Source organism: Arthrobacter sp. NPDC080086, from assembly GCF_040702285.1.
This window is the reverse complement of record NZ_JBFBKP010000019.1, coordinates 36,038-61,450: the sequence shown is the minus strand read 5'-3', so window position 1 is coordinate 61,450 and position 25,413 is coordinate 36,038. Positions and strand designations below refer to the sequence as shown.

General features: G+C 69.2%; 23 protein-coding genes. 18 read left to right on the top strand and 5 right to left on the bottom strand.

The features are described 5' to 3' along the window. Positions 1 to 78: 78 nt before the first annotated feature. Positions 79 to 984, bottom strand: coding sequence for a PAC2 family protein (locus AB0305_RS09215; RefSeq protein ID WP_364135760.1), 906 nt, complete (start codon positions 982 to 984; stop codon positions 79 to 81). Between the two features lie 153 nt (positions 985 to 1,137). Here AB0305_RS09215 and AB0305_RS09210 point away from each other — a divergent pair, with 153 nt between their 5' ends. From AB0305_RS09210 to AB0305_RS09125, 18 genes are all read left to right on the top strand, one after another. Next, the gene (locus AB0305_RS09210) at positions 1,138 to 1,878 is read left to right on the top strand and encodes an HAD family hydrolase (protein ID WP_364135757.1); all 741 of its coding nucleotides are present in this window, start codon (positions 1,138 to 1,140) and stop codon (positions 1,876 to 1,878) included. Then, positions 1,871 to 3,055: a site-2 protease family protein gene (locus AB0305_RS09205; RefSeq protein WP_364135754.1), complete on the top strand. Its 1,185-nt coding sequence runs from the start codon at positions 1,871 to 1,873 to the stop codon at positions 3,053 to 3,055. Before AB0305_RS09210 ends, AB0305_RS09205 begins: the two co-directional genes overlap by 8 nt. Positions 3,056 to 3,190: 135 nt before the next feature. Then, entirely contained in the window at positions 3,191 to 4,240 is a 1,050-nt protein-coding gene (locus AB0305_RS09200; RefSeq protein WP_290257845.1) for a tRNA (adenine-N1)-methyltransferase, read from the top strand. Between the two features lie 81 nt (positions 4,241 to 4,321). Further along, positions 4,322 to 6,115 carry a proteasome ATPase gene (gene arc, locus AB0305_RS09195; RefSeq protein ID WP_364135750.1) on the top strand — a complete coding sequence of 598 codons (1,794 nt, stop codon included), beginning with the start codon at positions 4,322 to 4,324 and terminating at the stop codon, positions 6,113 to 6,115. Positions 6,116 to 6,162: 47 nt separating this feature from the next. Then, positions 6,163 to 7,773: a depupylase/deamidase Dop gene (dop, locus tag AB0305_RS09190; protein WP_364135831.1), complete on the top strand. Its 1,611-nt coding sequence runs from the start codon at positions 6,163 to 6,165 to the stop codon at positions 7,771 to 7,773. Positions 7,774 to 7,862: 89 nt separating this feature from the next. Continuing rightward, the gene (locus AB0305_RS09185) at positions 7,863 to 8,063 is read left to right on the top strand and encodes a ubiquitin-like protein Pup (protein WP_290257843.1); all 201 of its coding nucleotides are present in this window, start codon (positions 7,863 to 7,865) and stop codon (positions 8,061 to 8,063) included. 63 nt (positions 8,064 to 8,126) lie between these two features. Next, a complete protein-coding gene (gene prcB / locus AB0305_RS09180) occupies positions 8,127 to 8,984 on the top strand; it encodes a proteasome subunit beta (protein WP_290257842.1) in 858 nt (285 codons plus the stop codon). Position 8,985: 1 nt separating this feature from the next. Further along, entirely contained in the window at positions 8,986 to 9,693 is a 708-nt protein-coding gene (gene prcA, locus AB0305_RS09175; RefSeq protein ID WP_364135746.1) for a proteasome subunit alpha, read from the top strand. Position 9,694: 1 nt separating this feature from the next. Beyond that, positions 9,695 to 11,059 (top strand): Pup--protein ligase, encoded by a 1,365-nt coding sequence (gene pafA, locus AB0305_RS09170; RefSeq protein ID WP_364135743.1) that lies wholly within the window; start codon positions 9,695 to 9,697, stop codon positions 11,057 to 11,059. A 67-nt stretch (positions 11,060 to 11,126) separates the two neighbouring features. Beyond that, positions 11,127 to 12,110, top strand: coding sequence for an FKBP-type peptidyl-prolyl cis-trans isomerase (locus tag AB0305_RS09165; protein ID WP_366172446.1), 984 nt, complete (start codon positions 11,127 to 11,129; stop codon positions 12,108 to 12,110). 63 nt (positions 12,111 to 12,173) lie between these two features. After that, positions 12,174 to 12,569: an FKBP-type peptidyl-prolyl cis-trans isomerase gene (locus AB0305_RS09160; protein WP_290257838.1), complete on the top strand. Its 396-nt coding sequence runs from the start codon at positions 12,174 to 12,176 to the stop codon at positions 12,567 to 12,569. A 130-nt stretch (positions 12,570 to 12,699) separates the two neighbouring features. Further along, entirely contained in the window at positions 12,700 to 14,760 is a 2,061-nt protein-coding gene (locus tag AB0305_RS09155) for a WYL domain-containing protein (protein WP_364135737.1), read from the top strand. 10 nt (positions 14,761 to 14,770) lie between these two features. After that, entirely contained in the window at positions 14,771 to 15,172 is a 402-nt protein-coding gene (locus AB0305_RS09150) for a hypothetical protein (RefSeq protein ID WP_364135734.1), read from the top strand. 36 nt (positions 15,173 to 15,208) lie between these two features. Further along, a complete protein-coding gene (tatA, locus tag AB0305_RS09145) occupies positions 15,209 to 15,478 on the top strand; it encodes a Sec-independent protein translocase subunit TatA (RefSeq protein ID WP_290257835.1) in 270 nt (89 codons plus the stop codon). A 48-nt stretch (positions 15,479 to 15,526) separates the two neighbouring features. Beyond that, a complete protein-coding gene (tatC, locus tag AB0305_RS09140) occupies positions 15,527 to 16,321 on the top strand; it encodes a twin-arginine translocase subunit TatC (protein WP_364135829.1) in 795 nt (264 codons plus the stop codon). 24 nt (positions 16,322 to 16,345) lie between these two features. Beyond that, positions 16,346 to 19,312, top strand: a complete 2,967-nt coding sequence (locus AB0305_RS09135; RefSeq protein WP_364135731.1) for a DEAD/DEAH box helicase — start codon at positions 16,346 to 16,348, stop codon at positions 19,310 to 19,312. Positions 19,313 to 19,418: 106 nt separating this feature from the next. After that, on the top strand, positions 19,419 to 21,119 hold the full coding sequence (locus tag AB0305_RS09130; protein WP_364135728.1) for an amidohydrolase family protein: 1,701 nt from the start codon (positions 19,419 to 19,421) through the stop codon (positions 21,117 to 21,119). 132 nt (positions 21,120 to 21,251) lie between these two features. Then, entirely contained in the window at positions 21,252 to 21,989 is a 738-nt protein-coding gene (locus AB0305_RS09125; RefSeq protein ID WP_290257832.1) for a polyprenol monophosphomannose synthase, read from the top strand. A gap of 100 nt (positions 21,990 to 22,089) precedes the next feature. Here the strand turns inward: AB0305_RS09125 and AB0305_RS09120 are convergent, their stop codons facing one another. The 4 genes from AB0305_RS09120 to AB0305_RS09105 all read right to left on the bottom strand — a co-directional run bounded on the left by AB0305_RS09120 (position 22,090) and on the right by AB0305_RS09105 (position 25,394). Beyond that, entirely contained in the window at positions 22,090 to 22,437 is a 348-nt protein-coding gene (locus tag AB0305_RS09120) for an RNA polymerase-binding protein RbpA (protein WP_290257831.1), read from the bottom strand. Positions 22,438 to 22,770: 333 nt separating this feature from the next. Then, complete coding sequence (locus AB0305_RS09115) at positions 22,771 to 23,751, bottom strand: SPFH domain-containing protein (protein WP_290257830.1); 981 nt, start codon at positions 23,749 to 23,751, stop codon at positions 22,771 to 22,773. A 78-nt stretch (positions 23,752 to 23,829) separates the two neighbouring features. Then, complete coding sequence (locus AB0305_RS09110) at positions 23,830 to 24,330, bottom strand: NfeD family protein (RefSeq protein ID WP_364135724.1); 501 nt, start codon at positions 24,328 to 24,330, stop codon at positions 23,830 to 23,832. Positions 24,331 to 24,497: 167 nt separating this feature from the next. Then, the gene (locus tag AB0305_RS09105) at positions 24,498 to 25,394 is read right to left on the bottom strand and encodes a methyltransferase domain-containing protein (RefSeq protein ID WP_364135722.1); all 897 of its coding nucleotides are present in this window, start codon (positions 25,392 to 25,394) and stop codon (positions 24,498 to 24,500) included. Positions 25,395 to 25,413 lie beyond the last annotated feature (19 nt).

Sequence of the window (25,413 nt, the reverse complement as noted above, 5' to 3'; positions counted from 1 at the left end):
ACCAACACAAACGCGCCGGCGACCCTCTGACAGGGTCGCCGGCGCTTTGCAGTTTAAGCTGGGCCTAGGTGATCAGGCCTACGGCTTGTCCTTGCCGCGGCGCTTCAGGTACCGCTCGAACTCCCGGGCGATCGACTCGCCGCTGGCCTCGGGCAGGTCGGCTGTGTCCTTGGCCTCCTCGAGCTGCCGGACGTAGGCCGCGATCTCGGGATCTTCGGTGGCCAGCTCGTCCACGCCGCGCTCCCACGCGTCCGCGTCCTCCACCAGCTCCTGTGTGTCCAGCGGAAGCTGGAGCAGTTCCTCGATCCGGTGCAGCAGCGCCAGCTGGGCCTTCGGCGAGGGCGCCTGCGCCACGTAGTGCGGCACGGCGGCCCAGAGGGAGATGGTGGGCAGCCCGGCCAGCAGCGCGACCTCGGACAGGACGCCGACAATCCCCACCGGGCCCTCGTACTGCGAGGCCTCCAGGTCCATCCGCTCCCGCAGGGCGGCGTCGTCGGTCGAGGCGCTGACCGGGATGGGGCGGCTGTGCGGCACGTCCGCCAGCAGGGCCCCCACCAGGATGACGTAGTCGACGTTCAGCGCCTCGGCGTGGACCAGGAGTTCGGCGGTGTAGGCACGCCACTTATAGGACGGCTCGGTGCCCTGGACGAAGATGACGTCCACGTTCGAGCCCGGCACGCTGGCCTTGAAGATCCGGGTGGAAGGCCACTTGATTTTGCGGTCGCCGGAGGCGGTCCGGCGGATGACCGGGCGGGTGAACTGGAAGTCGTAGTACTCGTCCGCCTCGATGGTGCCGACCTTTTTGCCGCCCCAGAGCTTGTTCAGGTAGCGCAGGGCGTCGCTCGCGGCCTCGCCGGCGTCGTTCCAGCCCTCGAACGCGGCCAGCATCACCGTGATCCGCTGGCCTTCCGGGACGGGCTTCAGCAACCGTTCCGGCTCAGGCAGGGCGTCCGTTTCGGGGGTGTCCGAGTCGAAGCTATTCATGAGTTCACCCTACGTCCAAGTTCCGGACGAATGCAGTCAGGCCGGCCCCCTGAGTCCGGCGTCTTCGCCCTCGGCGTAGCGGCCCGCGCCAGGGTGCGGCCGGCACACCGGCGCTGAATCGGCGCTGAAGCACTGCACCGTAGACTGGAAGGCATGCGATCGCCAGCCTCCACGCCCCTGCTCAAAGCCGCTCTCTGGGACATGGATGGCACCATCGTGGACACCGAGCAGTACTGGATCGCCGCCGAGCACGCGCTGGTCGAGGAACACGGCGGCCAGTGGTCGCAAGAAAAGGCGATGCAGCTGGTGGGCCAGTCCCTGGTGTTCTCCGCCGGCCTGCTGCAGGACGCGGGCGTGCGGCTGGAAATCCGCGAGATCATCGACACCCTCACCGGCCATGTGGTCAGCCTGGTCCGCGAGGAGGTGCCATGGCGCCCGGGAGCCCGCGAACTACTGGACGAACTGCACACCGCCGGCATCCGCTGCGCGCTCGTGACCATGTCCGAGGCGCCGCTCGCGCGTGAAATCGTGGCCAGCCTGCCCAAGCCCTACTTCGAGTTCCTTGTCACCGGAGACACCGTCACCCAGGGCAAGCCCCACCCAGAGGCCTACCTCAAGGCCGTGGAACTGCTGCAGGAGGCCGACCCGGAGCTGGGACTGCAGCACTGCGTGGCCCTCGAAGACTCCGCCCCGGGCGTCGCCGCAGCGGTCGCCTCCGGCGTCACCACGGTGGCCATTCCGCACATCGTTCCGTTGCCGGAAGATCCCCGCCGCGCCACCTGGGACACCCTGGCCGGCCGCACCGTCGCGGACCTCCAGGAACTCGTAACCCTGCGCCACGCAACCACCCCGGCACCCGCTCCGGCCTTCAGCGGCGGTGGCCGCAATGACTGAACCGTCCGGGCCTCCGGCAGGCAGGGAGCGCACCGACAAACCGGCCGAGGACAAGCCGTTCTCCCTGCGCGGCGGCATTCCGCTCGGCCGGATCGCCGGCATCCCCGTCATCCTGGCCTACTCGTGGTTCGCGATCGCCGCGTTTACCGTGATCGCCTACGGCCCGGTGCTGGCGCACAACAATCCCCGGCTCGGCGCCACCGCCTACCTCGTGGCGTTCGCCTACGCCGTGCTGCTGCTCATCTCGGTGCTGGTCCATGAACTGGCCCACGCCCTGACCGCCCGGATGTACCGCTGGCCCACCAGCAAGATCGTCCTTAACCTGTGGGGCGGCCACACCCAGTTCGAGGAGTTCACGGCCTCGCCCGGGAAGTCCGTGCTGGTGGCCATGGCCGGCCCCGTCGCGAACCTGGTCCTGGCCGGCGCCGGCTGGCTGGTGGTCTCCGGCGGCCAACTGACGGGCGTCGCGGACACCCTGGCGAACATCTTCGTGTGGGCCAACCTCCTGATCGGCATTTTCAACGTGCTGCCCGGCCTTCCGCTCGACGGTGGCCGCCTGGTGGAATCCGCCGTGTGGAAGGCCACCGGCAGCCACGAGAAGGGCACCATCGCCGCGGGTTGGGCGGGCCGGATCATCGTGGCCGCCCTGGTCATCTGGTTTGTGGCGCTTCCCCTGCTCAGCGGCAACCGGCCGGACACCTCCCTGCTGTTGATCACGCTCTTGGTGGGGAGCTTCCTCTGGCTCGGCGCCACCGCCTCGATCCAGCAGGCCCGGTACCGTAGCCGGCTCCCGCTCGTGGCAGCCGCCGCACTGGCCGAACCGGCCATCGGCATACCCGCCGCCGCCAGCGTCGCCGAGGTGCTGCGGTTCTCGCCCGCCGGCAGCCCCGCCGTCGTCCTCTACGGCCCCGACGGGCGTCCCTCCGCCGTCGTCGACCCCGCTTCCGCCGCGCAGGTACCCGCCGGTCTCGCCGACACGACGCCGGCGGCGGCGGTCGCCTACCCGCTCACGGCCGGCGCCTACGTCAAGGGAACGGACCGGGGCGCGGAACTCCTGACGTACCTCGCGCAACTGGAGGGCTCGGACTACGCGGTGATCGACGACGCCGGGCGCGTCACCGGCCTGCTGCGCCAGCTGACCGTCCTCAACACCCTCACCGGCAAACAGCGCGGCTGACTGTCACCGGACCACCCGAAACCCCAAGCGGGCCGGAAACCGGTAGAGTTACCTGCCGGCCGTGAATCTCCGGCCAACCCACGGGCCGCCGCCGAATCTGCGGCCACCCAGCGTCACAGGAGCGAGGAACTTCCCATGAGCAGCGACACCGCCGCCAACGCCACCCCTCACGGGGACGTCCCCCCGCTGACCCCGGCCGGTGCCAACCGCCGCCGCGGCCCGTTCCGGGTGGGCGAGCGGGTGCAGCTGACGGACGAACGCGGCCGGATGAACACGATCAGCCTGGAGACCGGCGGCGCGTTCCACACCCACCGCGGCTTCCTCAACCACGACGAGATCATTGGCAAGCCGGACGGCTCGGTGGTGGTCAACAACGTCGGCCAGCAGTACCAGACCCTCCGGCCGCTGCTTTCGGACTTCGTCCTCTCCATGCCGCGTGGCGCGGCGGTCGTCTACCCCAAGGACGCCGCCCAGATCGTCACCATGGCCGATATCTTCCCCGGCGCCCGCGTCGTCGAGGCCGGCGTCGGCTCCGGTGCCCTGTCCATCTCGCTGCTCCGCGCGGTGGGCGACAACGGCTACCTGCACTCCTTTGAGCGGCGCGAGGAGTTCGCCGACATCGCCCGCGGCAACGTCGAAACCATCTTCGGCGGCCCGCACCCGGCCTGGCAGATCACCCTGGGCGACTTCCAGGAACAGGTCGTCAAGACCGAGGAACCCGGCTCCGTGGACCGCGTGGTGCTGGACATGCTGGCGCCCTGGGAATGCCTCGACGCCGTCGCCACAGTCCTGGCGCCCGGCGGCGTCTGGATCAACTACGTCGCCACCGTGACGCAGCTGTCCCGCACCGCCGAGGCCATCCGCGCCGACGGCCGCTTCACCGAACCCGATGCCTGGGAATCCATGGTCCGCGGCTGGCACCTTGAGGGCCTGGCCGTCCGCCCGGACCACCGCATGGTGGCCCACACCGGCTTCCTGCTGGTCACCCGCCGCCTCGCCGACGGCGTCACCGGCATCTCCGTCAAGCGCCGCCCGTCCAAGACCGAGTTCGACGCCGAAGACGTCAACGCCTGGACGCCCGGCGCCGTGGGGGAGCGGGCCGTGTCGGATAAGAAGCTGCGGCGCGCGGCCCGCGACGCGATCGCCGGCACCAACGTGGTGGACGGCCCCGAGGTCACGAACTAGTCCGTATTTCGGAAGTCTTCCCCGGCGTCGGCCCTCTTCGCGTTATGGTCTTAATAGCTGTACTGAAGGGGCTGATGCACGATGGAGACTCCGAACACCGACCAGGGCCGCACGCCCGATGAGCAGTTCCCCGCCGCCGCAGGGCAGCAGGGGAACACCGGGGACGCGGCACGCACCGCCGCCGAGGCCACCGTTGCCGAGCGGCAAATCAACATCCTGCGCGACAAGCTGCGCCACATCGACCGGCAGCTTGCCGCCGCCACGCAGAACAACGCCAAGCTCGTGGGGATGCTGGAGACGGCCAAGGCCGAGATCCTTCGGCTGAAGAACGCCCTCGACCAGGAGGGCCAGCCGCCCTACAGCTTTGGCACCATCCTGCAGCTGAACCCGAAACGGCACGTTCCCAACGGCGGCGGCCAAGCCACCACCGAGGAATCGGTGGACATCTTCAATGCCGGCCGCAAGATGCGCGTGGGAATCAGCCCGCTGGTCAACATCAGCCAGCTGGCGGTCGGCCAGGAGGTGCTCCTCAACGAGGCGCTGCTGGTGGTGGCCGGCCTCGGCTACGAACGCGCCGGCGAGCTGGTCACCCTGAAGGAGCTGCTCGGCTCAGACCGCGCCCTGGTGGTGGGCCGTGCCGACGAGGAACGCGTCGTCCGGCTCTCCGGCTCGCTGCTGACCCGGAAACTCCGTGTGGGCGACGCGCTCTCGGTCGACACCCGCACCGGCTACGCCCTGGAGAAGATTCCGCGGTCCGAGGTGGAGAACCTGGTCCTCGAGGAAGTCCCGGACATCACCTACCAGGACATCGGCGGCCTGGGCCCGCAGATCGAGCAGATCCGCGACGCCGTCGAACTGCCGTTCCTGCACCCGGACCTGTACCGCGAGCACGGGCTCAAGGCCCCCAAGGGCATCCTGCTCTATGGCCCTCCCGGCTGCGGCAAGACCCTGATCGCCAAGGCAGTGGCCAACTCCCTGGCCGCACGCGCCGCGGAACGCGCCGGCAAGAGCGACATGAAGAGCTACTTCCTGAACATCAAGGGCCCGGAGCTGCTGGACAAGTACGTCGGCGAGACCGAACGGCACATCCGGCTCATCTTTGCCCGCGCCCGGGAGAAGGCCTCCGACGGCAGCCCCGTCGTCGTCTTCTTCGATGAGATGGATTCGCTCTTCCGCACCCGCGGCACCGGCATCTCCTCCGACGTCGAAACCACGATCGTGCCGCAGCTGCTGAGCGAGATCGACGGCGTGGAGCGCCTGGACAACGTGATCGTGATCGGCGCATCGAACCGCGAGGACATGATCGACCCGGCCATCCTGCGCCCCGGCCGGCTGGACGTCAAGGTGAAGATCCAGCGGCCCGACGCCGAGGCCGCCGCGGACATCTTCAACAAATACATCACCACGGACCTGCCGTTCCACGAGTCCGACATCGCCGAGCACCACGGCGACGTCCAAGCCACCGTGGACGCCATGATCCAGCGCACCGTCGAGGCGATGTACTCCACCGAAAAGTCCAACGAATACCTCGAGGTCACCTACGCCAACGGCGACACCGAGATGCTCTACTTCAAGGACTTCAACTCCGGCGCCGTCGTCCAGAACGTGGTGGACCGGGCCAAGAAGTCCGCCATCAAGGACCTGCTCACCACCGGCCAGAAGGGCCTGCGGATCGACCACCTGCTGCACGCCGTGGTGGACGAATTCCGCGAGCACGAGGACATGCCCAACACCACCAACCCGGATGACTGGGCCCGGATCTCCGGCAAGAAGGGCGAACGCATCACGTACATCCGCACCATCGTCCAAGGCAAGGCCGGACAGGAACCCGGCAAGACAATCGAGACGATGCCCACCACAGGCCAGTACCTGTGACGGCTGGCCCCGCCGCCGGAACCGGCGCCCTGCCCGCCGGCGGCGTGATGCGGGTGATGGGATCAGAAACCGAATACGGGATCCACGCCCCGTCCGCGCCGGGCGCGAACGCCACCATGATGTCCGCCCGGGTGATCCAGGCATACGCCCAGGTCACCCGCCAGCGGGCCGCCGGCGGAGCGGAAACCCGCTGGGACTACACCGACGAGGAGCCGCTGCACGACGCCCGCGGCTGGACGGTGGAGCGGGCCGCGGCGGACCCTGAGCAGCTGACCGACCGGCCGCCGGTGCTGGACGCCGAGTCGGTGGCGCTGGCCTACGGCCGCGGCGAGCTGGAGCGCGACGGCGAGGACGAGTCCGGCTCGCTGCTGATGAACATGGTCCTGGGCAACGGGGCCCGGCTTTACGTCGACCATGCCCACCCGGAGTATTCCAGCCCCGAGGTCACCAACCCGCACGACGCCGTCGTCTGGGACGCCGCCGGTGACCTGGTGGCCCTCGCCGCCGTGCGCCGGCTGGCGGCCGACCCGGAACTGCCGCCGATCAACCTCTACAAGAACAACACGGACAACAAGTCCGTCTCCTACGGTTCACACGAAAACTACCTGATGCCGCGCTCCGTGCCGTTCGGCGACATCGTCCGCGGGCTGACGCCGTTCTTCATCACCCGACAGGTCATGTGCGGTGCCGGCCGCGTGGGTCTCGGCCAGGACAGCTCCCGCGCCGGCTACCAGATCAGTCAGCGCGCCGACTTCTTCGAGACCGAGGTGGGGCTGGAAACCACCATCCGCCGGCCGATCATCAACACCCGCGACGAACCGCACGCCACGGCGGACAAGTACCGCCGGCTGCACGTCATCATCGGCGACGCCAACCTCAGCGAAGCCGCCAACTACCTCAAGTTCGGCACCACCGCGGCGGTCCTCAGCCTGATCGAAGCGGGCCTGGCCCCCCGGATCGAGGTCCACGACCCGGTGGCGGCGCTGCAGTCCGTCAGCCACGACACGGCCCTGACCGCCACGCTTCGGCTCAAGGACGGCCGCCGCGTCACCGCCCTGGACATCCAGTGGACGTACCACGAGGCCGCGTCCAAGCTCGCCCAGGAGACCGGGGTGGGCGACGCCGACGACGGCGACGGGCACACCCGCGCGCTGCTGGACCGGTGGGCGGCGACGCTGACCGCGCTCGACGGCGACCGGGCGGCGGCCGCGTCCTCCGTGGAATGGCTGGCCAAGCTGTCCCTGTTGGAGGGCTACCGGCAGCGGGACGGGCTGGACTGGTCCGATGCCCGGCTGGGCCTGGTGGACCTGCAGTGGGCGGACATCCGCCCCGAGAAGGGCCTCTACCACCGGCTCCTCGCCCGCGGCCGGATGCAACGGGTTGCCACGGAGGCGGAGATCCAGCGCGCCGTCGGCGAGCCGCCGCCGGACACCCGGGCCTTTTTCCGAGGCCGCTGCGTCAGCCGTTTCGGGCACGACCTGGTCGGTGCCAGCTGGGATTCGGTGATCTTCGACCTCCCCGGCCGGGGCAAGCTGCAGCGCGTCCCCACCCGCGAACCGCTGCGCGGAACCGAGGCCCTGACCGGCGCTTTGTTCGACCGGCACCAGGACGCCGGGGCGTTCCTGGCCGAGCTGCTGGGCCAGGCGCCGGCCTCCTGACGCCAAAGCCCCCGCAGGGTCCGGCAGCGTGGCAATATGGCTTACAGGAAGTCCCGCGCCGAGCGGGACGGACAGCGAAGGAGAAGATCATGGCAGGCCAGGAGCAGATGCAGCCGCAGTCCCGCGACACCGAGGTCGAGGAGGACGTCGCCCCGCCGCCCGCCGCGCCCGAGGCCCAGGCATCTGAGGCGACCCAGGGCGTGGATGACCTGCTAGACGAAATCGACGGCGTCCTGGAATCCAATGCCGAGGAGTTCGTCCGCGCATTCGTGCAAAAGGGCGGCCAGTAGCCAGCCCCGGGCCGCGGACGGGCCGCGGCAGCCATTGATTCACTACGTGGAGGGAGTGCACCAATGCTGGACAATTCAGCCGACCAGGTGATGGCGGGGGCGTCGTCCTCATTCGCCGAGCACCTGCAACGCTCGCGGCCCGAACTGCTGCCCTACAACGCACTCTCTGCGGGGTCCGGCGCCCCGGCGGGACTGACCGCCGGCCACCTTCCCGGCAACGGCTCGGCCCTGGCCGGCGTGCCACACGCCACCACGATCGTCGCCCTGACCTACGCCGGGGGAGTCCTGATGGCGGGGGACCGGCGCGCAACGATGGGCAACATGATCGCCAGCCGGCACATCGAAAAGGTTTTCCCGGCCGACCACTACTCGGTGCTGGGCATCGCCGGGACCGCCGGCATCGCCATCGACATCACCCGTCTCTTCCAGGTCGAGCTCGAACACTACGAGAAGATCGAGGGCACGCAGCTGAGCCTGGACGGCAAGGCCAACCGCCTCGGCGCCATGGTCCGCGGCAACCTCCCGATGGCCATGCAGGGCCTGGCCGTGGTCCCGCTGTTCGCCGGCTTCGACCGCACGGCGGGCATCGGCCGGCTGTTCTCCTACGACGTGACCGGCGGCCGCTACGAGGAGCAGGAGCACCACGCTGTCGGCTCCGGCTCCGTCTTCGCCCGCGGCGCGCTGAAGAAACTGTGGCGGCCGGGGCTCAGCGGCGCCGATGCCGTCCAGGTGGCCGTCGAGGCCCTCTACGACGCCGCCGACGACGACTCCGCCACCGGCGGGCCCGACCCCGTACGGCAGCTTTGGCCCGTGGTCTACACCGTCGACCGGGCCGGCGCGGTCCGGGTCCCCGAAGCGCAGCTGGCCGCCGTGGCCGGCGGCATCATCGACGCCCGCACGGCCGCACAGAGGGAGGCCTGAGATGACCCAGCAGTTCTACGTCTCCCCGGAACAACTCATGAAGGACCGGGCCGACTTCGCCCGGAAGGGTATTTCCCGGGGCCGGTCCGTGGTGGTGGTCAGCTGCCGGGACGGCATCGCCCTGGTGGCGGAGAACCCCTCCCCGTCGCTGCACAAGATCGGCGAGATCTACGACAAGATCGCCTTCGCCGCGGTCGGCAAGTACAACGAGTTCGAGAGCCTCCGGCAGGCGGGGGTGCGCTACGCCGACGTCCGCGGCTACTCCTACGACCGTGAGGACGTCACCGCGCGCGGCCTGGCCAGTGTCTACGCCCAGAGCCTGGGGGCCGTGTTCACCGCGGAGCAGAAGCCTTTCGAGGTGGAGCTGGCCGTCGCCGAGGTGGGACCCGCCCCGGAGGCGGACCACCTCTACAGGCTTACCTTCGACGGTTCGATCGCCGACGAACAGGGATTCATCGTGATGGGCGGACAGGCCGACAAGGTTTCCGAGGCCGTGGCCGACGGCTGGCGCGGGGACCTCGACTTCGGCGGGGCCATCCGGCTCGCGCTGGCCGGCCTCGTGGCGGACCGGGACGCGGCTGCCCTGCCGGTCTCCGCCGTCGAGGTGGCCGTCCTGGACCGCGGCTCGGAAACCGCGCGCGGCACCCGGCGGGCCTTCCGCCGGCTCGACGACGCCGAACTTGCCGCGCTGCTGGCGGAGGGAAACTGACATGGACAAGAGAATTTTCGGCATCGAAACCGAATTCGGGATCTCCTATTCGAGCCCGGAGTCCCGGCCGCTCGCCCCGGAGGAAGTGGCCCGCTACCTGTTCCGCAAGGTGGTCAGCTGGGGACGCTCCTCCAATGTGTTCCTCACCAACGGCTCACGGCTATACCTGGACGTTGGATCCCACCCGGAGTACGCCACCGCCGAATGCGATGACCTGGTGCAGCTGATCGCCCACGACCGCGCCGGCGAGCTGATCCTGGATGACCTCGTGGCCGAGGCGCAGGAGCGCCTCGCCGCCGAGGGTTTCAACGGCACCGTCTACCTGTTCAAGAACAACACCGACTCGGCCGGAAACTCCTACGGCAGCCACGAAAATTACCTCATCCCGCGCCGCGGCGAGTTCTCCCGGCTGGCCGAGATCCTGATCCCGTTCCTGGTCACCCGCCAGCTGATTGCGGGCGCCGGCAAGATCCTGAAGACCCCGCACGGCGCCACCTACGCGTTCTCCCAGCGCGCGGACCACATCTGGGAGGGCGTCTCTTCGGCCACCACCAGGTCCCGGCCGATCATCAACACCCGGGATGAGCCGCACGCCGACGCCGAGTTCTACCGGCGGCTGCACGTGATCGTGGGCGACTCGAACATGTCCGAGACCACCACGCTCCTCAAGGTCGGCACGGTGGACCTGATCCTGCGGATGATCGAGGCCGGGGTAATCATGCGCGACATGCGGATGGAGAACCCGATCCGGAGCATCCGCGAGATCTCCCATGACCTGACCGGCCGGGCCCTGGTCCGCCTGGCCAACGGCCGGCAGCTCACCGCCCTGGAGATCCAGCGCGAATACCTGAACAAGGTCACCGAGTTCGTGGCGGACAAGGGCGCGCACAACGCCCACGTCCCGCTGATCCTGGACCTCTGGGAGCGGACGCTGGACGCGATCGAGAGCGGGGACACCAGCGCCATCGACACAGAGGTGGACTGGGCCATCAAGAAGAAGCTGATGGACAGCTACCGGACCCGGCACGGCCTGGAACTGGATGCCCCCAGGATCGCGCAGCTGGACCTGACCTACCATGACATTTCCTGCAGCCGCGGGCTGTTCTACCTGCTCCAGTCGCGCGGCGCGGCCCGGCGACTGGTGGACGACACCGCGGTCAAGGACGCCGTCGACGCCCCGCCGCAGACCACCCGCGCGAAGCTCCGCGGCGACTTCGTCCGCCGGGCCCAGGAACTGGGCCGGGACTACACGGTCGACTGGGTCCACCTCAAGCTCAACGACCGCGCCCACCAGACCATCCTCTGCAAGGATCCGTTCCGCAGCGTGGACGACCGGGTGGATGCCCTGCTGGACTCTATGGGCTGATACCCAGCTTTCCGCGTTACTCTGGAGAAGGTGCCGTTTCCCGGCAACCGCCTGCCTTGCCGCCGGCATGAGCCCGGCATGGCGTCCATCCTGCCCCGACGAAAGTTCTTACGTGCGCCGACTATTAGCAATTCTTCTTCCCGGACTGCTGCTGCTCACCGCCTGCGGTGGCGGCGACAAGGCGGCCCCGGAGCCCACCAGCCAGTCCGCCGGCGAGACCGCGAAGCTGGACTCGCTGAAACTGACCGACAACGGCGACAAGAAGGCCCCCGGCGTCGACTTCGCCAAGCCGCTGGAGGTCAAGGAATTCACCGCCAAAGTAATCACAGAGGGCTCAGGCGAAAAACTCAGCGCAAACCAGATTGCGACGGTATCTGTAGCCGGATTCAATGCCACGGACGGAAAAGCACTTGGCGACAATTTCGGTAAGGACCCGGAACAGCTGGAGCTGAGCGACGCTCTCAAATCGGGTAACCCTGTCATGTACGGCGTCTTCGTTGGCGCAAAGGTCGGTTCCCAGATTGCTTTGGTCGCCCCTGGACAGCCGGCTACGGAAGGTACAGCAGCGCAGCCTGCGCAGTTGTACATAGCCAGGATCATGGGTGTGAAGGAAGCACCGAAGCCGCTGAGCCAAGACGAAACGGAACAGCTCGATAAGGCCGGAAAGCTGCCAAAGATCACTTTCGATGACAAGGGCATCCCCTCCGCAAGCATTCCTAAAACGGACGCGCCGTCCGGGCTTTCCGTGAAAGTTCTTTCCGAAGGCTCAGGCGAGAAGGTGGCAGCTACTGACACCATTGAGGCCAACTACACTGGCTGGCGTTGGGAAGATGGCAAAGAGTTTGAGTCGACCTTCGGAAAAAATCAGCCAGCGACCTTCCCGCTCACCGGGGTTATCAAAGGTTGGACGATGGGACTGACGGATCAAAAAGTCGGCTCCAAGGTCCTCCTTACAATTCCTAGCGATCTCGCATACGGCGCTGACGCGGCAGCACAAGGGAAGCCAGCCGGTCCTCTCGTCTTCGTAGTCGAAATCAAGTCCAAGAAGTAATCCCCGCAAAACGAACCTCGCTGAAGAACCGCACCACACCCAAGCACCCCCGAAGGAGCACACATGTCATTTGGACAGCGCAACCTCGACCGCCAGAAGCCCGAGATCGACTTCCCGGAAGGCGATGTCCCCACCGAGCTGGTCATCAAGGACCTGATCGAGGGCGACGGCGCCGAGGCCAAGGCCGGCGACACCGTGTCCACCCACTACGTGGGCGTGGCCTGGTCCACCGGTGAAGAATTCGACGCCTCCTGGGGCCGCGGCGCACCGCTGGACTTCCGGGTCGGCGTCGGCCAGGTCATCCAGGGCTGGGACCAGGGCCTCCTGGGCATGAAGGTCGGCGGCCGCCGCCGGCTCGAGATCCCCTCCGAACTGGCCTACGGCTCCCGTGGCGCCGGCGGAGCGATCGGCCCCAACGAGGCCCTGATCTTCGTGGTCGACCTCGTGGCCGTCCGCTAAGGGCGTACCACCCCCGCCGGGCCCCTAAGCCCGGCACCTTCCGCGGCGGCGCGGCACCCAGGAGGAAACGACTTCCCCGGGTGCCGCGCTTCCGCCGTTTAACGCCGCGGAACTTTAGTAGCCTTGCGGGGTGTCCGCCTCACGTACCGAACGTCTCCTGAACCTGCTGATCGCGCTGCTGAACACCACCTACGGCCTGCGCCGCGGAGAGCTGCGCCGCAAGGTCTACCACGACACCACCAGCTCCGAGGCCGCCTTCGGGCGGATGTTCGAACGGGACAAGGACGAACTCCGCCGCTTCGGCTTCGAGGTGGAGACCGTCATGGACAAGGGCTGGGGCTCTGACGACCCGGCCACCACCCGCTACCGGATCGGCAAGGAATCCAACCGGCTGCCGGACGTGAGCCTCACCCCGGAGGAATCCACGGTCCTCATGCTGGCGGCCCAGCTGTGGGAGCAGGCAGCGCTGGGCTCCGCCGCCCGCAACGCCGTCCGCAAGCTCCAGGCCGCCGGCGGCCTGGCCGACGCCGAGCTCCCCGCCGGCGTCCAGCCCCGGATCCGCCCCGCCGGGCAGGGCTTCGAGGACCTGGTCACCGCCGTCCACGCCCAGCACCCGGTGGCGTTCGCCTACCGCGCGGGCAGCACCGGCCGCGAGGAACAGCGCACCGTGGAACCCTGGGGCCTTGGCAGCCGCTTCGGCCAGTGGTACCTGATCGGCTACGACCGTGGCCGCAAGGACAAGCGGTTCTTCCGGCTCTCCCGATTTACCTCCGCCGTCACGGTCCTGGAACAGGAAACCTTCACCCCGCCGCCGGCGTTCAACGTCCGCGACCAGCTCGCGGCCCTGCCCGAGCTGCCCGTCCGGCACGCCGCCGTCGACGTCGCCGCGGGCGCCCTGCCGGGGCTGCGGCGGCACGCAGCGGACCCAGACACAGTGGACGCTACTGGGGGAGCGGACGACGGCGGCGCTGGCCCCCGCGGGGGCTACGACCGGCTGCTGTTGCCGTACCGGGACGAGGAGACGTTGGCCGCCGAACTCGCCGCGTACGGGGCGAAGGCCGTCGTCGCCGGCCCGGCCCAGCTGCGGGACGCGGTGCTGCGCCGGCTGGATGCCGCGGCGCAGTTCGCGGCCGCTCCGGCGCCCGCCGTCGACTTCGCCCCCGCCGGACCCCAGGCAGTGAAGCGCACCCGGAAACGCACCTCCGAGGATCAGCTCAAGCGCATGCTCCAGCTGATCCCGTTCCTGGTGCACAACCAGGGACTGCACATCAGCGAGGTGGCCGACCGCTTCGGTGTCACCCGGAAGGTGCTCGAGGAGGACCTCCAAATCCTGATCTGCTCCGGCCTCCCGGAGGGTTACCCAGACGACCTGCTGGACATCCGCTGGGATGACGACCACGTCTTCATCATCCAGGACCTGGACCTCACCCGGCCCGTCCGCTTCACCGTCGATGAGGCCTGCGCGCTGCTCACCGGCATGGAGGCGCTCAACGGCCTGCCCGGCATCGCGGAGGGCGGAGCCCTGGAGTCCGTGACCCTCAAGCTGATGTCCGCCGCCGGCGAGGAGGGCCTCAAGGCCGCCGCCCTCTCCGGTCCCGAGGTCACCCCGCAGGACTCGGCGGCGCTGGAGACCGCACGGGAGGCCATCCGCTCCGGCTCCCAGCTGCACCTGCAGTACCTCGCCCCGCAACGCGACGCCGTCTCCGAACGCGACATCGACCCGCTGCGCCTCTACTCCCTGGACAGCACCTGGTACCTCGAGGCGTACTGCCACTCGGCAGAGGCGGTCCGGAACTTCCGCCTCGACCGGATCCAGGACCTTCGCCCCAACGGCAGGCCGGTGAGCGCCGCCGGAGCGCCCGCCGACGGTTTCCCGGTAAAGCTCTTCACCCCGAACGACGACGACGCCGTTGTGGTCCTCGAATTGACCCCGCGCGGCGCTGGCCTGGCGGACGAGTACTACGCCGAACGCACCGCCCCGCTGCCCGGGGGCAACCTCCTGGCCGAGGTGCGCTTCGGCAGCACCGACTGGGTGCCGATGCTGATGGCCCGCCACGGCGGCGACGCCCGCGTGGTGGCCCCCGCGGGGCTCGCCGCCGACGTCGCCCGCTGGCTGGATGCTGCGCTGGAATCGTACGGCGCGGCCGGAAACCCGCCGGCGCCGGCGCACCAGCGGCGGCAGCGCGGCTAGACTGAACAGCATGCCTTGGTGGTCCTGGATCCTGCTCTGGACGGCGCTGATTGCGTTGTCGCTGCTCTTCATCGGCGTGCTCGGCGTGCGGTTGTTCCGGCAGTTCATGGCCACCCTCAAGGATCTCGGTGAGGCGGGGGACCGGCTCGCGGCCTTCGGGGCGGCGCCGTCCACTCCCGGTTCAGCCGTTGTTCATGTGGACGGCCTAGGCTCGGACGGCGGCGCGGCAGAAGGCGGCACCCCGGGTCCTATGACGGCTCCGGGCGCGGCGGTTTTTGCCGCTCCCGCGCTGATGCGTCAGAATTACCATGCATCCAAAGCGGCACGGCAGGAAGCCCGGCGCATTCGCCGGATCCGGCGAAAAACGGAACGTGGCCAGCCGCAGGCACTGCGGGACCTCGATATCCGTTAGTCATTAGGATGTACCTAAACGAAAGGACCACCCAGCATGAGGCTTGAAGGCTGGCATCTCATCATCATCATCGTCCTGGCACTGGTGCTGTTCGCAGCGCCGAAGCTGCCGGGGATGGCCCGCAGCCTGGGTCAGTCGATGCGGATTTTCAAGTCCGAGGTCCGCGAAATGAAAAAGGACGGCAAGCCCGAGGCCGAGGTTGACCCGGACGCCGTCGAGGGCCGCGTGGTCAACCACCCCCGGACCGCAGGCCCCGAAGGCCACCCCGGCGGCGGAACCGACGTTCCCCCGTCCACGCGCGCCTAGAACCACATGGCAGTGACCATGAACCGACGGTCGAACCCCGAGGGCCGGATGGCCCTGATCGATCACTTCAAAGAGCTGCGCAACCGGCTCTTTAAGTCGGCGATCGCCGTTGTGCTGGGCACGGTCGTCGGCTTCCTGGTTTACCAGCCCATCCTCGCGGCCCTGATCAAACCGATCCGGGACCTCAACGAGCACGAGGGCCGGCAGGCGTCGCTGAACTTCGACGGCGTCGCCAGCTCCTTCGACCTGATGATCCAGGTCTCCGTGTTCCTCGGCCTGCTGGTGGCCAGCCCGGTCTGGATCTACCAGCTCTGGGCCTTCATCGTGCCCGGGCTGCACAAGAAGGAACGCCGCCTGGCGCTCTCCTTCGTGGCCGCGGCCGTCCCGCTCTTCGTCGGCGGCGTGCTGCTGGCCTGGCTGGTGCTGCCGAACGCGGTCCGGGTTCTCACCGAGTTCACCCCCTCCGGCGGCTCCAACTTCATCAGCGCCCAGGTCTACCTGTCCTTCGTGCTGCGTCTGCTGCTCGCCTTCGGCATCGCGTTCCTGCTGCCGGTGGTGCTGTTTGGACTCAACCTGGCCGGACTGGTCAAGGGCCGCCAGCTGCTCAAGAGCTGGCGGATCACGGTCTTCCTGGTCTGCCTGTTCGCGGCGATGGCCGCCCCCGGCGCGGACGCGACCAGCATGTTCTACCTGGCCGTGCCCATGCTGGTGCTGTTCTTCACCGCGATCGGGTTGTGCCTGCTCAACGACCGGCGCCGCGAGAAGAAGGCGGCGAAGATCGACGCCGAGACCGAGGCCACGGCAGACCGCGCCACCCCCAGCTCCGAACTGGAGAATCTCTAGGCCGGAGCGCATTAGGCTGGAAGCATGTCGTTGAACCCTGAGCCCGAGTCGCCCTCCGAGCGCTACCGGGCCAGCGTCGAACGGGCCGCCGAGGCCAGGACCTACCTGGGTGGTTTCACCCGTTCGCTCGCCTTTGACCTTGACCCGTTCCAGCGCGAGGCCTGCCTGTCCCTGCAGGCCGGCCGCGGAGTGTTGGTGGCTGCGCCCACCGGCGCCGGGAAGACCATCGTCGGCGAATTCGCCATCTACCTGGCCCTGCAGCGCGGCCTGAAGGCGTTCTACACCACGCCCATCAAGGCCCTCAGCAACCAAAAATACACCGAGCTGGCCGGCAAGTACGGCGCCCAGAATGTGGGCCTGCTGACCGGTGACACCAGCATCAACGGCGAGGCCCCCGTAGTGGTGATGACCACCGAGGTGCTGCGCAACATGCTCTACGCCGGCTCCGAGACCCTGGACGACCTGGGCTTCGTGGTGATGGACGAGGTGCACTACCTCGCCGACCGGTTCCGCGGCGCGGTCTGGGAGGAGGTCATCATCCACCTCCCCAGCGAGGTCCAGGTGGCCTCGCTCAGCGCCACCGTCTCCAACGCCGAGGAATTCGGCGCCTGGCTGGACACCGTCCGCGGCCAGACCGACGTCATCGTCTCCGAACACCGGCCCGTCCCGCTCTGGCAGCACGTCATGGTGGGCCGGAAGATCGTGGACCTCTTCGCCGGGGACACCACCTTCGACGAGGTCGCCGCCGCCGGACCGTCTGATGCGGACGACGTCGCCGCGGGCGACGGGGTCACCGTTGCCGGCACCCTCGAGGGTGGCACGACCGACGACGGCGGCAGCCGCCCCGCGGCGCCCGCCAAGCGCCGGGCCATCACCGAAAAGGCCGGCTTCGAGGTCAACCCGGAACTGCTCTCGATGGCCAAGGCCGAGAGCCAGATGAACTTCCGCGGACGGTTCGGCCACGGCGGCCGCAGCCAGCGCCGGCACCGGAACCAGCGGGATGAGGCGCCCCAGTCCGCGCAGCGCAGCCCGGTCCGGAAGGCCAGCCGCCCGCAGGTAATCGCAAGCCTGGACCGGATGGACCTGCTCCCGGCCATCACCTTCATCTTTTCCCGGGCCGGCTGCGACGCCGCGGTGGCTCAGTGCGTCTCCGCCGGGCTCTGGCTCACCACGGAGAAGGAACAGGCCGTCATCGCCAGCCGCGTGGACGAGGCCGCCCAGGACATCCCCTCCGACGACCTGGACGTCCTGGGCTTCTGGAGCTGGCGGGACGGGCTGCTCCGCGGCTTGGCCGCCCACCACGCCGGCATGCTGCCCACCTTCAAGGAGGTAGTGGAGAAGCTCTTCGTCGACGGTCTGGTCAAGGCCGTGTTCGCCACCGAGACCCTGGCCCTGGGCGTGAACATGCCCGCCCGCTGCGTCGTGCTGGAGAAGCTCGACAAGTTCAACGGCGAGGCGCACGTGAACATCACGGCGGGGGAGTACACCCAGCTCACCGGCCGTGCCGGACGCCGCGGCATCGACGTCGAGGGCCACGCGGTCGTGCTCTGGCAGCCGGGCACCGACCCCGCCGCCGTCGCCGGCCTCGCCTCCCGCCGCACCTACCCGCTCAACTCCAGCTTCCGGCCCACCTACAACATGTCGATCAACCTCGTGGCCCAGTTCGGCAGGGCCCGGGCACGCGAGATCCTCGAATCCTCGTTCGCGCAGTTCCAGGCCGACCGGTCCGTGGTGGGCCTGGCCAAGCAGGTCCGCAGCCGGGAGGAGTCGCTGGCCGGCTTCCACAAGGCCATGACGTGCCACCTGGGCGACTTCACGGAATACACCCGGATCCGCCGGGCCCTCTCCGAGGCGGAAAAGTCGGCGTCGCAGAACTCCTCGCGGGCCCGCAAGTCGGTCACCGAGGACTCCCTGAGCCGGCTGCTGCCCGGCGACGTCGTCGACGTGCCCTCCGGCCGCACGCCCGGTCTCGCCGTCGTCCTCAGCTCCGACCACCAGTCGCGCGAACCGCGGCCGGCCATCATGACCATGGAGCACCAGCTGCGCCGGATCGGCCTGCACGATCTCGAGGGCCCCATCAGCCCCCTGACCCGGGTGCGGATCCCGAAGTCGTTCAACGCCAAGGTGCCCAAGTCCCGCCGGGACCTGGCCTCCTCCGTGCACAACGCGCTGCGGGAAAACAGGCCGCCGGCGCCGCCGAACCGCAACGAGGACTTCGGCCGCGCCGCCGCGGCGCCCAACCTGGAGCGGAAGATCACCGAGCTGCGGCGGGAACTGCGTGCCCACCCCTGCCACGGCTGCAGCGAACGCGAGGACCACGCCCGCTGGTCCGAGCGCTGGTGGAAGCTCCGGCAGGAGACCGACGGCCTGGTCCGCCAGATCCAGGGCCGGACCAACACCATAGCCAAGACCTTCGACCGGGTCTGCGGCGTCCTCTCCGCCTACGGCTACCTGGAAACAGGGGAGTCCGGAACGGTCTCGATCAGCCCTGACGGGCAGCGGCTGCGCCGGATCTACGGCGAGAAGGACCTGCTGATTTCCCAGTCGCTGCGCCTCGGAGCGTTCAGTGACCTGGATGCCGCCGAGATCGCGGCCCTCGCCAGCGTGCTGGTTTACCAGGCGAAACGCGAGGAGCGGGGCCTGCGGCCCAAGATGCCGAGCGTTTCCCTGGAGTCCGCGGTCGACATTGTGGTCCGGGAATGGTCCGCGCTGGAGGACGTCGAGGAGGCGAACAAGCTGCCCCTGACCGGGGAACCGGAGCTGGGGCTGGTCTGGCCGGTCTTCAAGTGGGCCAAGGGCCGGCACCTTCAGGAGGTGCTCAGCGGCACCGACCTGGCCGCCGGCGACTTCGTCCGCTGGGTCAAGCAGATCATCGACATGCTGGACCAGCTGGCCAAGATCCCCGGGCTGGAGCCCCGGGTCTCGCGGCTCTGCTCCGACGCGATCAGCCTGATTAAGCGCGGCGTCGTCGCTTACTCGGCCGTCGCCTGACCCCGGCCAGCTCCCTGGCCCTCACCAGATTCACGGCGGTTTCGGCCGCCCACCGCAGTCACGCCGCCGGAGTGCCCGGCGGCCCGCAGTAAGGAGTTCGTTGTCCATGACCGCTTCACCCTCCGAGTCCCGGCCCGCCACCACCGAGCGTAAGGTCACGCTGTACCGCAACGGCTCGGTCTACACCGCGGCCGATCCCTTCGCGACGGCGATGCTGGTGGACGGGGACACGGTGGCGTGGGTGGGGTCCGAGCAGGCCGCCACCTCCATCGCGGACGACTCGATGACCATCGTCGACCTGCAGGGCGCGCTGCTGGCCCCGGGCTTCGTCGATTCCCACGTGCACCTGACCGAGACCGGCATCGCGCTCGAATCCTTGCAGCTGGGCCAGGTGCGCTCCGGCGCCGAGCTGCTCGATGCGGTCGCCCGCCACGCTGCCGCGGCATCCGGCAGCAGCACGGGAGCCGGGACCGACGGCGGGACGATCCTGGGCCACGGCTGGGACGAGTCCCTGTGGTCCGATCCGACCCTGCCCGGCCGGGAGGAGCTCGAGCGCGCCGCCGGCGGCCGCCCGGTCTACCTGTCCCGGGTTGATGTCCACTCCGCGCTGGTGTCCGCGTCCCTGGCCACCGCCGCCGGGCTGTCCGGACTCGACGGCTTCGGCGCCGACGGCCAGGTCAAGCGGGCCGCGCACACGGCCGCCCGCCGCGCCGCCCGGGATCTCCCGGCCGCCGCGCTGCGCGGCTACCAGCAGGCGGCGCTGGCCCGGGCAGCCGCCAACGGTTATGTGGCGCTGGCCGAGATGGGCGCCCCGCATATCGGCGGCGTCGAGGACCTGCGGATCGCCGCAGGCTGGAACGACGCCGGCCGTCCCGGCCCCGCCATGCCCGAGGTGCTGCCGTATTGGGGCCAGCTGGCAGGCTCGGAGGCCGAGGCCAGGTCCATCCTGGCGGACCTGGGCGTCTCCGTCCTCGGCCTGGCCGGTGACCTCAACATGGACGGCTCGATCGGCTCCCGGACGGCAGCCCTGCGCGAGGACTACGCGGACGCACCGGGGGAGCGGGGCACGCGGTATCTCTCGGTCGAGGAGGCCGCCGCCCACATCGCTGCGTGCTCGCTGCTGGGCCTGCAGGCCGGCTTCCACGTGATCGGCGACGCGGGCCTGGACGCCGCCCTTGAGGCGCTGGACCAGGCGGCGTCCGAGGTGGGCGAGCAGCGCGTGCGCGCCGCCGGCCATCGCCTGGAACACGTCGAATTGGCCGACGCCGCCGCGATCGGCCGCCTGGCCAAGTACTCGGTGACGGTCAGCGCCCAGCCGGTCTTCGACGCCCTGTGGGGCGGCCCGGACAGCCTCTACGCGCGGCGCCTCGGCGGCCGGCAGCTGGGCATGAACCCCTTCGGGTCCTTCTACTCCGCCGGCGTGCCGGTGTGTTTCGGCAGCGACAGCCCCGTCACCCCGCTGAGCCCCTGGTCCAGCGTCCGGGCCTGCCTGGAACACCACGACGAGGGCGAACGCATCTCCGCGCGGGCAGCGTTCCTGGGACACACCCGCGCCGGCTGGCGCGCGGCCCGCTACCGGAACCCGATGGCGGGCCAGCTGGTCCCCGGCGCCCCGGCCAGCTTCGCGGTCTGGGAGGTCGAGGAACTCATGGTTCAGGTGGCCGACGGCCGGGTGCAGTCCTGGAGCACCGATCCGCGCGCCCGCACTCCGCTGCTCCCGGCGCTGGACACCGGCAGCGACCCGGTCTGCCTGCAGACCGTCCGCGACGGCGTCGAACTCTACGCGAGCGGTTCGCTGGGCCGCTGACCCGCCGCCGGCGCGGCCCGAACGGCCCGCCGGCGCCCGGACTCCCTGTCTATAATGGGAAGCTGTGCCCGTCGTCGGCTCCCGCCGACCATTCCGGCCTGCCGACCGCTCCCTCCAAGGAAAGGCCCCGCTGTGCGTGTCCTCACGATCATCCCGACTTACAACGAGCTGGAATCGTTGCCCAAGACCCTTGGACGCCTGCGCACCGCCGTGCCCGCCTCCGATGTGCTGGTGGTCGATGACAACAGCCCCGACGGCACCGGCGCGCTGGCCGACCGGATGGCGGCTGAGGACAGCCAGGTCCACGTGCTGCACCGGGCGGGCAAGGCCGGCCTGGGTGCCGCCTACATCGCGGGCTTCAAGTGGGGCCTCGACGCCGGCTACGACATCCTCGTGGAGATGGACGCCGACGGTTCGCACAAGCCCGAGCAGCTCCCGCAGCTGATCGAGGCCGTGGAGCAGGGCGCCGACCTGGCGATGGGTTCCCGCTGGGTTCCCGGCGGCAGCGTGGTCAACTGGCCGCTGTACCGCCAGGCGATTTCCCGCGTCGGCAGCACCTACGCCCGAATCATGCTCGGCGTCAACATCAAGGACGTCACCGGCGGCTTCCGCGCGTTCCGCCGCAGCACCCTGGAGAAGCTGAACCTGGATTCGGTCGATTCGGTGGGCTACGGCTTCCAGGTGGACCTGGCCTGGCGCGTCGCCCGGTTGGGCCTGACCATCGTCGAACGCCCCATCACCTTCGTCGAGCGTGAGCTGGGCGCCTCCAAGATGAGCGGCAACATCGTGGTGGAAGCCATGATCAACGTCACCAAGTGGGGCCTGACCGCCCGCTGGAACACCCTGAGCCACAAGCTCGGCCGCAAGTAGCCAGGGGCCGACCGGCACAACGGCGCAGGCAAAGCAGCCAAAGAAAAAGCCGGGCCGGAACCCCTGAGGGGTTCCGGCCCGGCTTTCTTTGTCTCATGACCTAGGCGGAGCGGCGTTCCCCGCGGCGTTCGCGCAGGATGGTGAGCCGGTCCTCGAGGATCTGCTCCAGCTCCGGCAGGGAGCGGCGTTCCAGCAGCATGTCCCAGTGCGTGCGGACAGCCTTTTCGTTGCCGTTGACCGGACGCTCGCCGTCAACCAGGAGCGCTTCCTTACCGGTCTTGGAAACCCACACAGGGGGAATCTCGGCCTCGGAGGAGAAGGTGACGAATACCTGCTCGCCGTCCGCGCAACGGTATTCGACCCGCTGGCGCGGAGCGGGCTCGACGCCGGATTCGGTCTCCATGCTCTGTGCGCCCAGGCGCATACCCCGCAGGCTGCGATCGCTCATTTTTTCTCCCTCATGATCGGTTCGCAGGGCCGGAACCCTGCGCTAGTCCGTGGACTGAACCCGCCGGACTACTGTGTGCATTGCGTTCTCCGGTGAACCCGTTGCAGGCGGCGCGGCCGGTCGGAGGACCTGCCGTTGTGCCGCGGTGTTCTGCCACCGGATATAACGCTCAGCGAAGCCTATTTGTTCCAGCAGGGTGAACCGGCCGGACAAATACTCCACTATACTCGGCCGGGGCCCGTCCGGCAAAGGGGGCGCGGTAAAGGCAAAGCGGCAAAGAGAACGCCGGGCCGCTGCCGGCCCGGCGCTCCCAAGATTTCGCAGGGAGTGCGGTCAGTGCTCCGCGGCGCCCGCTGCAGTGCCCGTCGACGACGTAGCTGCCGGGACTGCCGGCGTCGTCGGTGCCCCACCCGCAGCCGGCGCACCGGCCGGAGGTTCGGGGGAGAGGCCGCCCAGGGCGCCGCCGATGCCCTTGAGGGCCTCGCCCACCTCGCTGGGGATGATCCAGAGCTTGTTCGAGCTGCCCTCGGCCAGCTTGGGCAGCGTCTGCAGGTACTGGTAGGCCAGCAGCTTCTGGTCCGGGTTGCCCTGGTGGATCGCCTCAAAGACCTTCTGGATGGCCTGGGCCTCGCCGTCGGCCCGCAGGATCGCCGCCTGGGCGTCGCCCTCGGCCTTGAGGATGGAGGACTGCCGCTGGCCCTCGGCGGTGAGGATCGCGGATTGCTTCGTGCCCTCGGCGGTCAGGATCGCGGCGCGGCGGTCACGCTCGGCGCGCATCTGCTTCTCCATCGAGTCCTGGATGGAGTGGGGCGGATCGATGGCCTTGAGCTCCACCCGGGACACCCGGATTCCCCACCGGCCGGTGGCCTCGTCCAGCACGCCGCGGAGCTGGCCGTTGATCTGGTCGCGGGAGGTCAGTGCCTCCTCCAGGTTCAGGCCACCCACCACGTTGCGCAGCGTGGTGGTGGTGAGCTGTTCCACGGCCTGGATGTAGTTGGCAATCTCGTAGGTGGCGGCGCGGGCGTCGGTGACCTGGAAGTAGACCACGGTGTCGATGGAGACCACCAGGTTGTCCTCGGTAATCACCGGCTGCGGCGGGAAGGAGACCACCTGTTCGCGTAGGTCCAGCAGCGGCAGGAGCCGGTCAACGAAGGGGATCAGGATGGTCAGCCCGGGGTTCAGCGTCCGCTGGTACTTACCGAGCCGTTCCACCACGCCGGCCCGGGCCTGCGGGATGATCCGCACCGACCTGACCAACACGATTATCACGAACGCCACGAGTACCAGCAGTACTACTGCGACTGCGATATCCATACATCACCTTTTCCCCAAATATGTGGTTTTGCTGTGCGGCGGGTCCGCCGCGGGATCTCACGTTGTGTGCTTGCGGGCCTAGGCGCCGGAGTCGGGGGCGCCCGGGTCCAGTGTCCGGTCCAGGACTTCAGCGCCTCCACGCGGGACGACGACGGCGGTGGCGCCGTCGATGGCGCTGACGGTGGCGGTCTGGCCCGGTTCGAGGACGCCGGAGTCCAGCCGGGCGGTCCAGACGTCGCCGCCGATCTTGACCAGGCCGCCGGCTGAGCTGACCTGCTCCAGGACGACGGCCGGCTCGCCGATCAGGCGTTCGATGTTGCTGCGCTGGTCCGCGGGACTGCTGCGCAGGTGCTTCAGGGCGATGGGGCGGACAAAGCCGACCATCAGGAGGGACACGACGCTGAAGATGACGATCTGCAGCCAGAGGTCCGCTCCGCCGAGGGAGGCCGCCAGGCCCGCGAGTGCGCCGCCGCCGAGCATGATGAAGAACAGGTCGAGCGTCAGCATTTCCACCACGGCGAACACCAGGAACACCGTGAGCCACAGCGCCCACCAGTTGTCGGCCAGCCATTCAAACATCGTTTCCCCCTGGATGTTTTCTTGGTACGGTGCCGCAGACGCGGCCCCGTAAAGTCTTTCCATCCTAGGCGGGATGCGGTGCCAGGTGGGGTTCCGGTCCGGCAGTAGCCGGGAACGTAGTGAAGTCGTTACCCGCCGGCGGGGCGCGGTTCTGGCCGCCGCTCTCTCTACAGCGGCGTGAAGACGCTGATCCGGAACCGGGCCGTCACCGCGGTGCGGGAGGCCAGGCGGGCCCGGGTCTCCTCGAGGGATGCCCGGTCCAGGTGATGCCCGGCGGGGCCCATCAGGGCGAGCTTCACGACGTCGTCGGGCGTGAGGTCCAGGGCGATGTCCACCTCGCGTCCGGGCAACGCCGTGAAATGCCCGGCCAGACCCGCCGCCAGCCGTTCCTCCTTGGCCGGTTCGATGCCCAGCATGCCCGTGGTGCCTGCGACCTCCGTTAGGTGTCCTGGGCGCGGGGTCACCACGATCAGCCTCCCGCCGGGGCGCAGGACGCGGGCGAATTCGGCGGCGTTGCGCGGCGCGAAGACCACCATGACCACGTCGACGGCGGCATCCCGGACGGGCAGCGGCTGCCAGATATCGGCGACGAGGTTCGCCGCGCCAGGATTCAGCCGGGCCGCGCGGCGCAGGGCGAACTTCGAGATATCCAGCCCGACGGCGGCGGCGGGAACCCGGTCCAGGACGGCGCGGAGGTAGTGACCGGTGCCGGTGCCGGCGTCCAGGATGGCCGGTCCGGCTTCCGAGGCGTCTTCAGCGGTGCTGGCTTCCCCCGCCGCCCCGCCTCCGGCGCCCGTCAGCGCCGCCGCGGCGAACTCCGCGAGGGCGTCGGCCAGCGGCCGGTAGTGGCCGGCGGACAGGAAGTCGTGCCGGGCCGCCACCATGTCAGCCGAGTCCGATTCGAACACGGTGCCCTTGCCGGTCAGGAGGTTGATGTAGCCCTGTTTGGCGGCGTCGAATGAATGCCCGGCGTCGCAGACCAGGCCGCCGCCGTCGGCCGCCCCGGGAAGGAAGCCTCCCCGGCACAGCGGGCAGGCGAGGAGGGCACGGGAGGCGGAAAGCATAGTCTCCATCGTAGGGCCG

Bases quoted from the DNA above. Each gene is read 5' to 3' on its own strand.
- AB0305_RS09215 (WP_364135760.1), bottom strand. From the start codon at position 984: ATGAATAGCTTCGACTCGGACACCCCCGAAACGGACGCCCTGCCTGAG.
- AB0305_RS09210 (WP_364135757.1), top strand. From the start codon at position 1,138: ATGCGATCGCCAGCCTCCACGCCCCTGCTCAAAGCCGCTCTCTGGGAC.
- AB0305_RS09205 (WP_364135754.1), top strand. From the start codon at position 1,871: ATGACTGAACCGTCCGGGCCTCCGGCAGGCAGGGAGCGCACCGACAAA.
- AB0305_RS09200 (WP_290257845.1), top strand. From the start codon at position 3,191: ATGAGCAGCGACACCGCCGCCAACGCCACCCCTCACGGGGACGTCCCC.
- arc (WP_364135750.1), top strand. From the start codon at position 4,322: ATGGAGACTCCGAACACCGACCAGGGCCGCACGCCCGATGAGCAGTTC.
- dop (WP_364135831.1), top strand. From the start codon at position 6,163: ATGCGGGTGATGGGATCAGAAACCGAATACGGGATCCACGCCCCGTCC.
- AB0305_RS09185 (WP_290257843.1), top strand. From the start codon at position 7,863: ATGGCAGGCCAGGAGCAGATGCAGCCGCAGTCCCGCGACACCGAGGTC.
- prcB (WP_290257842.1), top strand. From the start codon at position 8,127: ATGCTGGACAATTCAGCCGACCAGGTGATGGCGGGGGCGTCGTCCTCA.
- prcA (WP_364135746.1), top strand. From the start codon at position 8,986: ATGACCCAGCAGTTCTACGTCTCCCCGGAACAACTCATGAAGGACCGG.
- pafA (WP_364135743.1), top strand. From the start codon at position 9,695: ATGGACAAGAGAATTTTCGGCATCGAAACCGAATTCGGGATCTCCTAT.
- AB0305_RS09165 (WP_366172446.1), top strand. From the start codon at position 11,127: ATGAGCCCGGCATGGCGTCCATCCTGCCCCGACGAAAGTTCTTACGTG.
- AB0305_RS09160 (WP_290257838.1), top strand. From the start codon at position 12,174: ATGTCATTTGGACAGCGCAACCTCGACCGCCAGAAGCCCGAGATCGAC.
- AB0305_RS09150 (WP_364135734.1), top strand. From the start codon at position 14,771: ATGCCTTGGTGGTCCTGGATCCTGCTCTGGACGGCGCTGATTGCGTTG.
- tatA (WP_290257835.1), top strand. From the start codon at position 15,209: ATGAGGCTTGAAGGCTGGCATCTCATCATCATCATCGTCCTGGCACTG.
- tatC (WP_364135829.1), top strand. From the start codon at position 15,527: ATGGCCCTGATCGATCACTTCAAAGAGCTGCGCAACCGGCTCTTTAAG.
- AB0305_RS09135 (WP_364135731.1), top strand. From the start codon at position 16,346: ATGTCGTTGAACCCTGAGCCCGAGTCGCCCTCCGAGCGCTACCGGGCC.
- AB0305_RS09130 (WP_364135728.1), top strand. From the start codon at position 19,419: ATGACCGCTTCACCCTCCGAGTCCCGGCCCGCCACCACCGAGCGTAAG.
- AB0305_RS09120 (WP_290257831.1), bottom strand. From the start codon at position 22,437: ATGAGCGATCGCAGCCTGCGGGGTATGCGCCTGGGCGCACAGAGCATG.
- AB0305_RS09115 (WP_290257830.1), bottom strand. From the start codon at position 23,751: ATGGATATCGCAGTCGCAGTAGTACTGCTGGTACTCGTGGCGTTCGTG.
- AB0305_RS09110 (WP_364135724.1), bottom strand. From the start codon at position 24,330: ATGTTTGAATGGCTGGCCGACAACTGGTGGGCGCTGTGGCTCACGGTG.
- AB0305_RS09105 (WP_364135722.1), bottom strand. From the start codon at position 25,394: ATGCTTTCCGCCTCCCGTGCCCTCCTCGCCTGCCCGCTGTGCCGGGGA.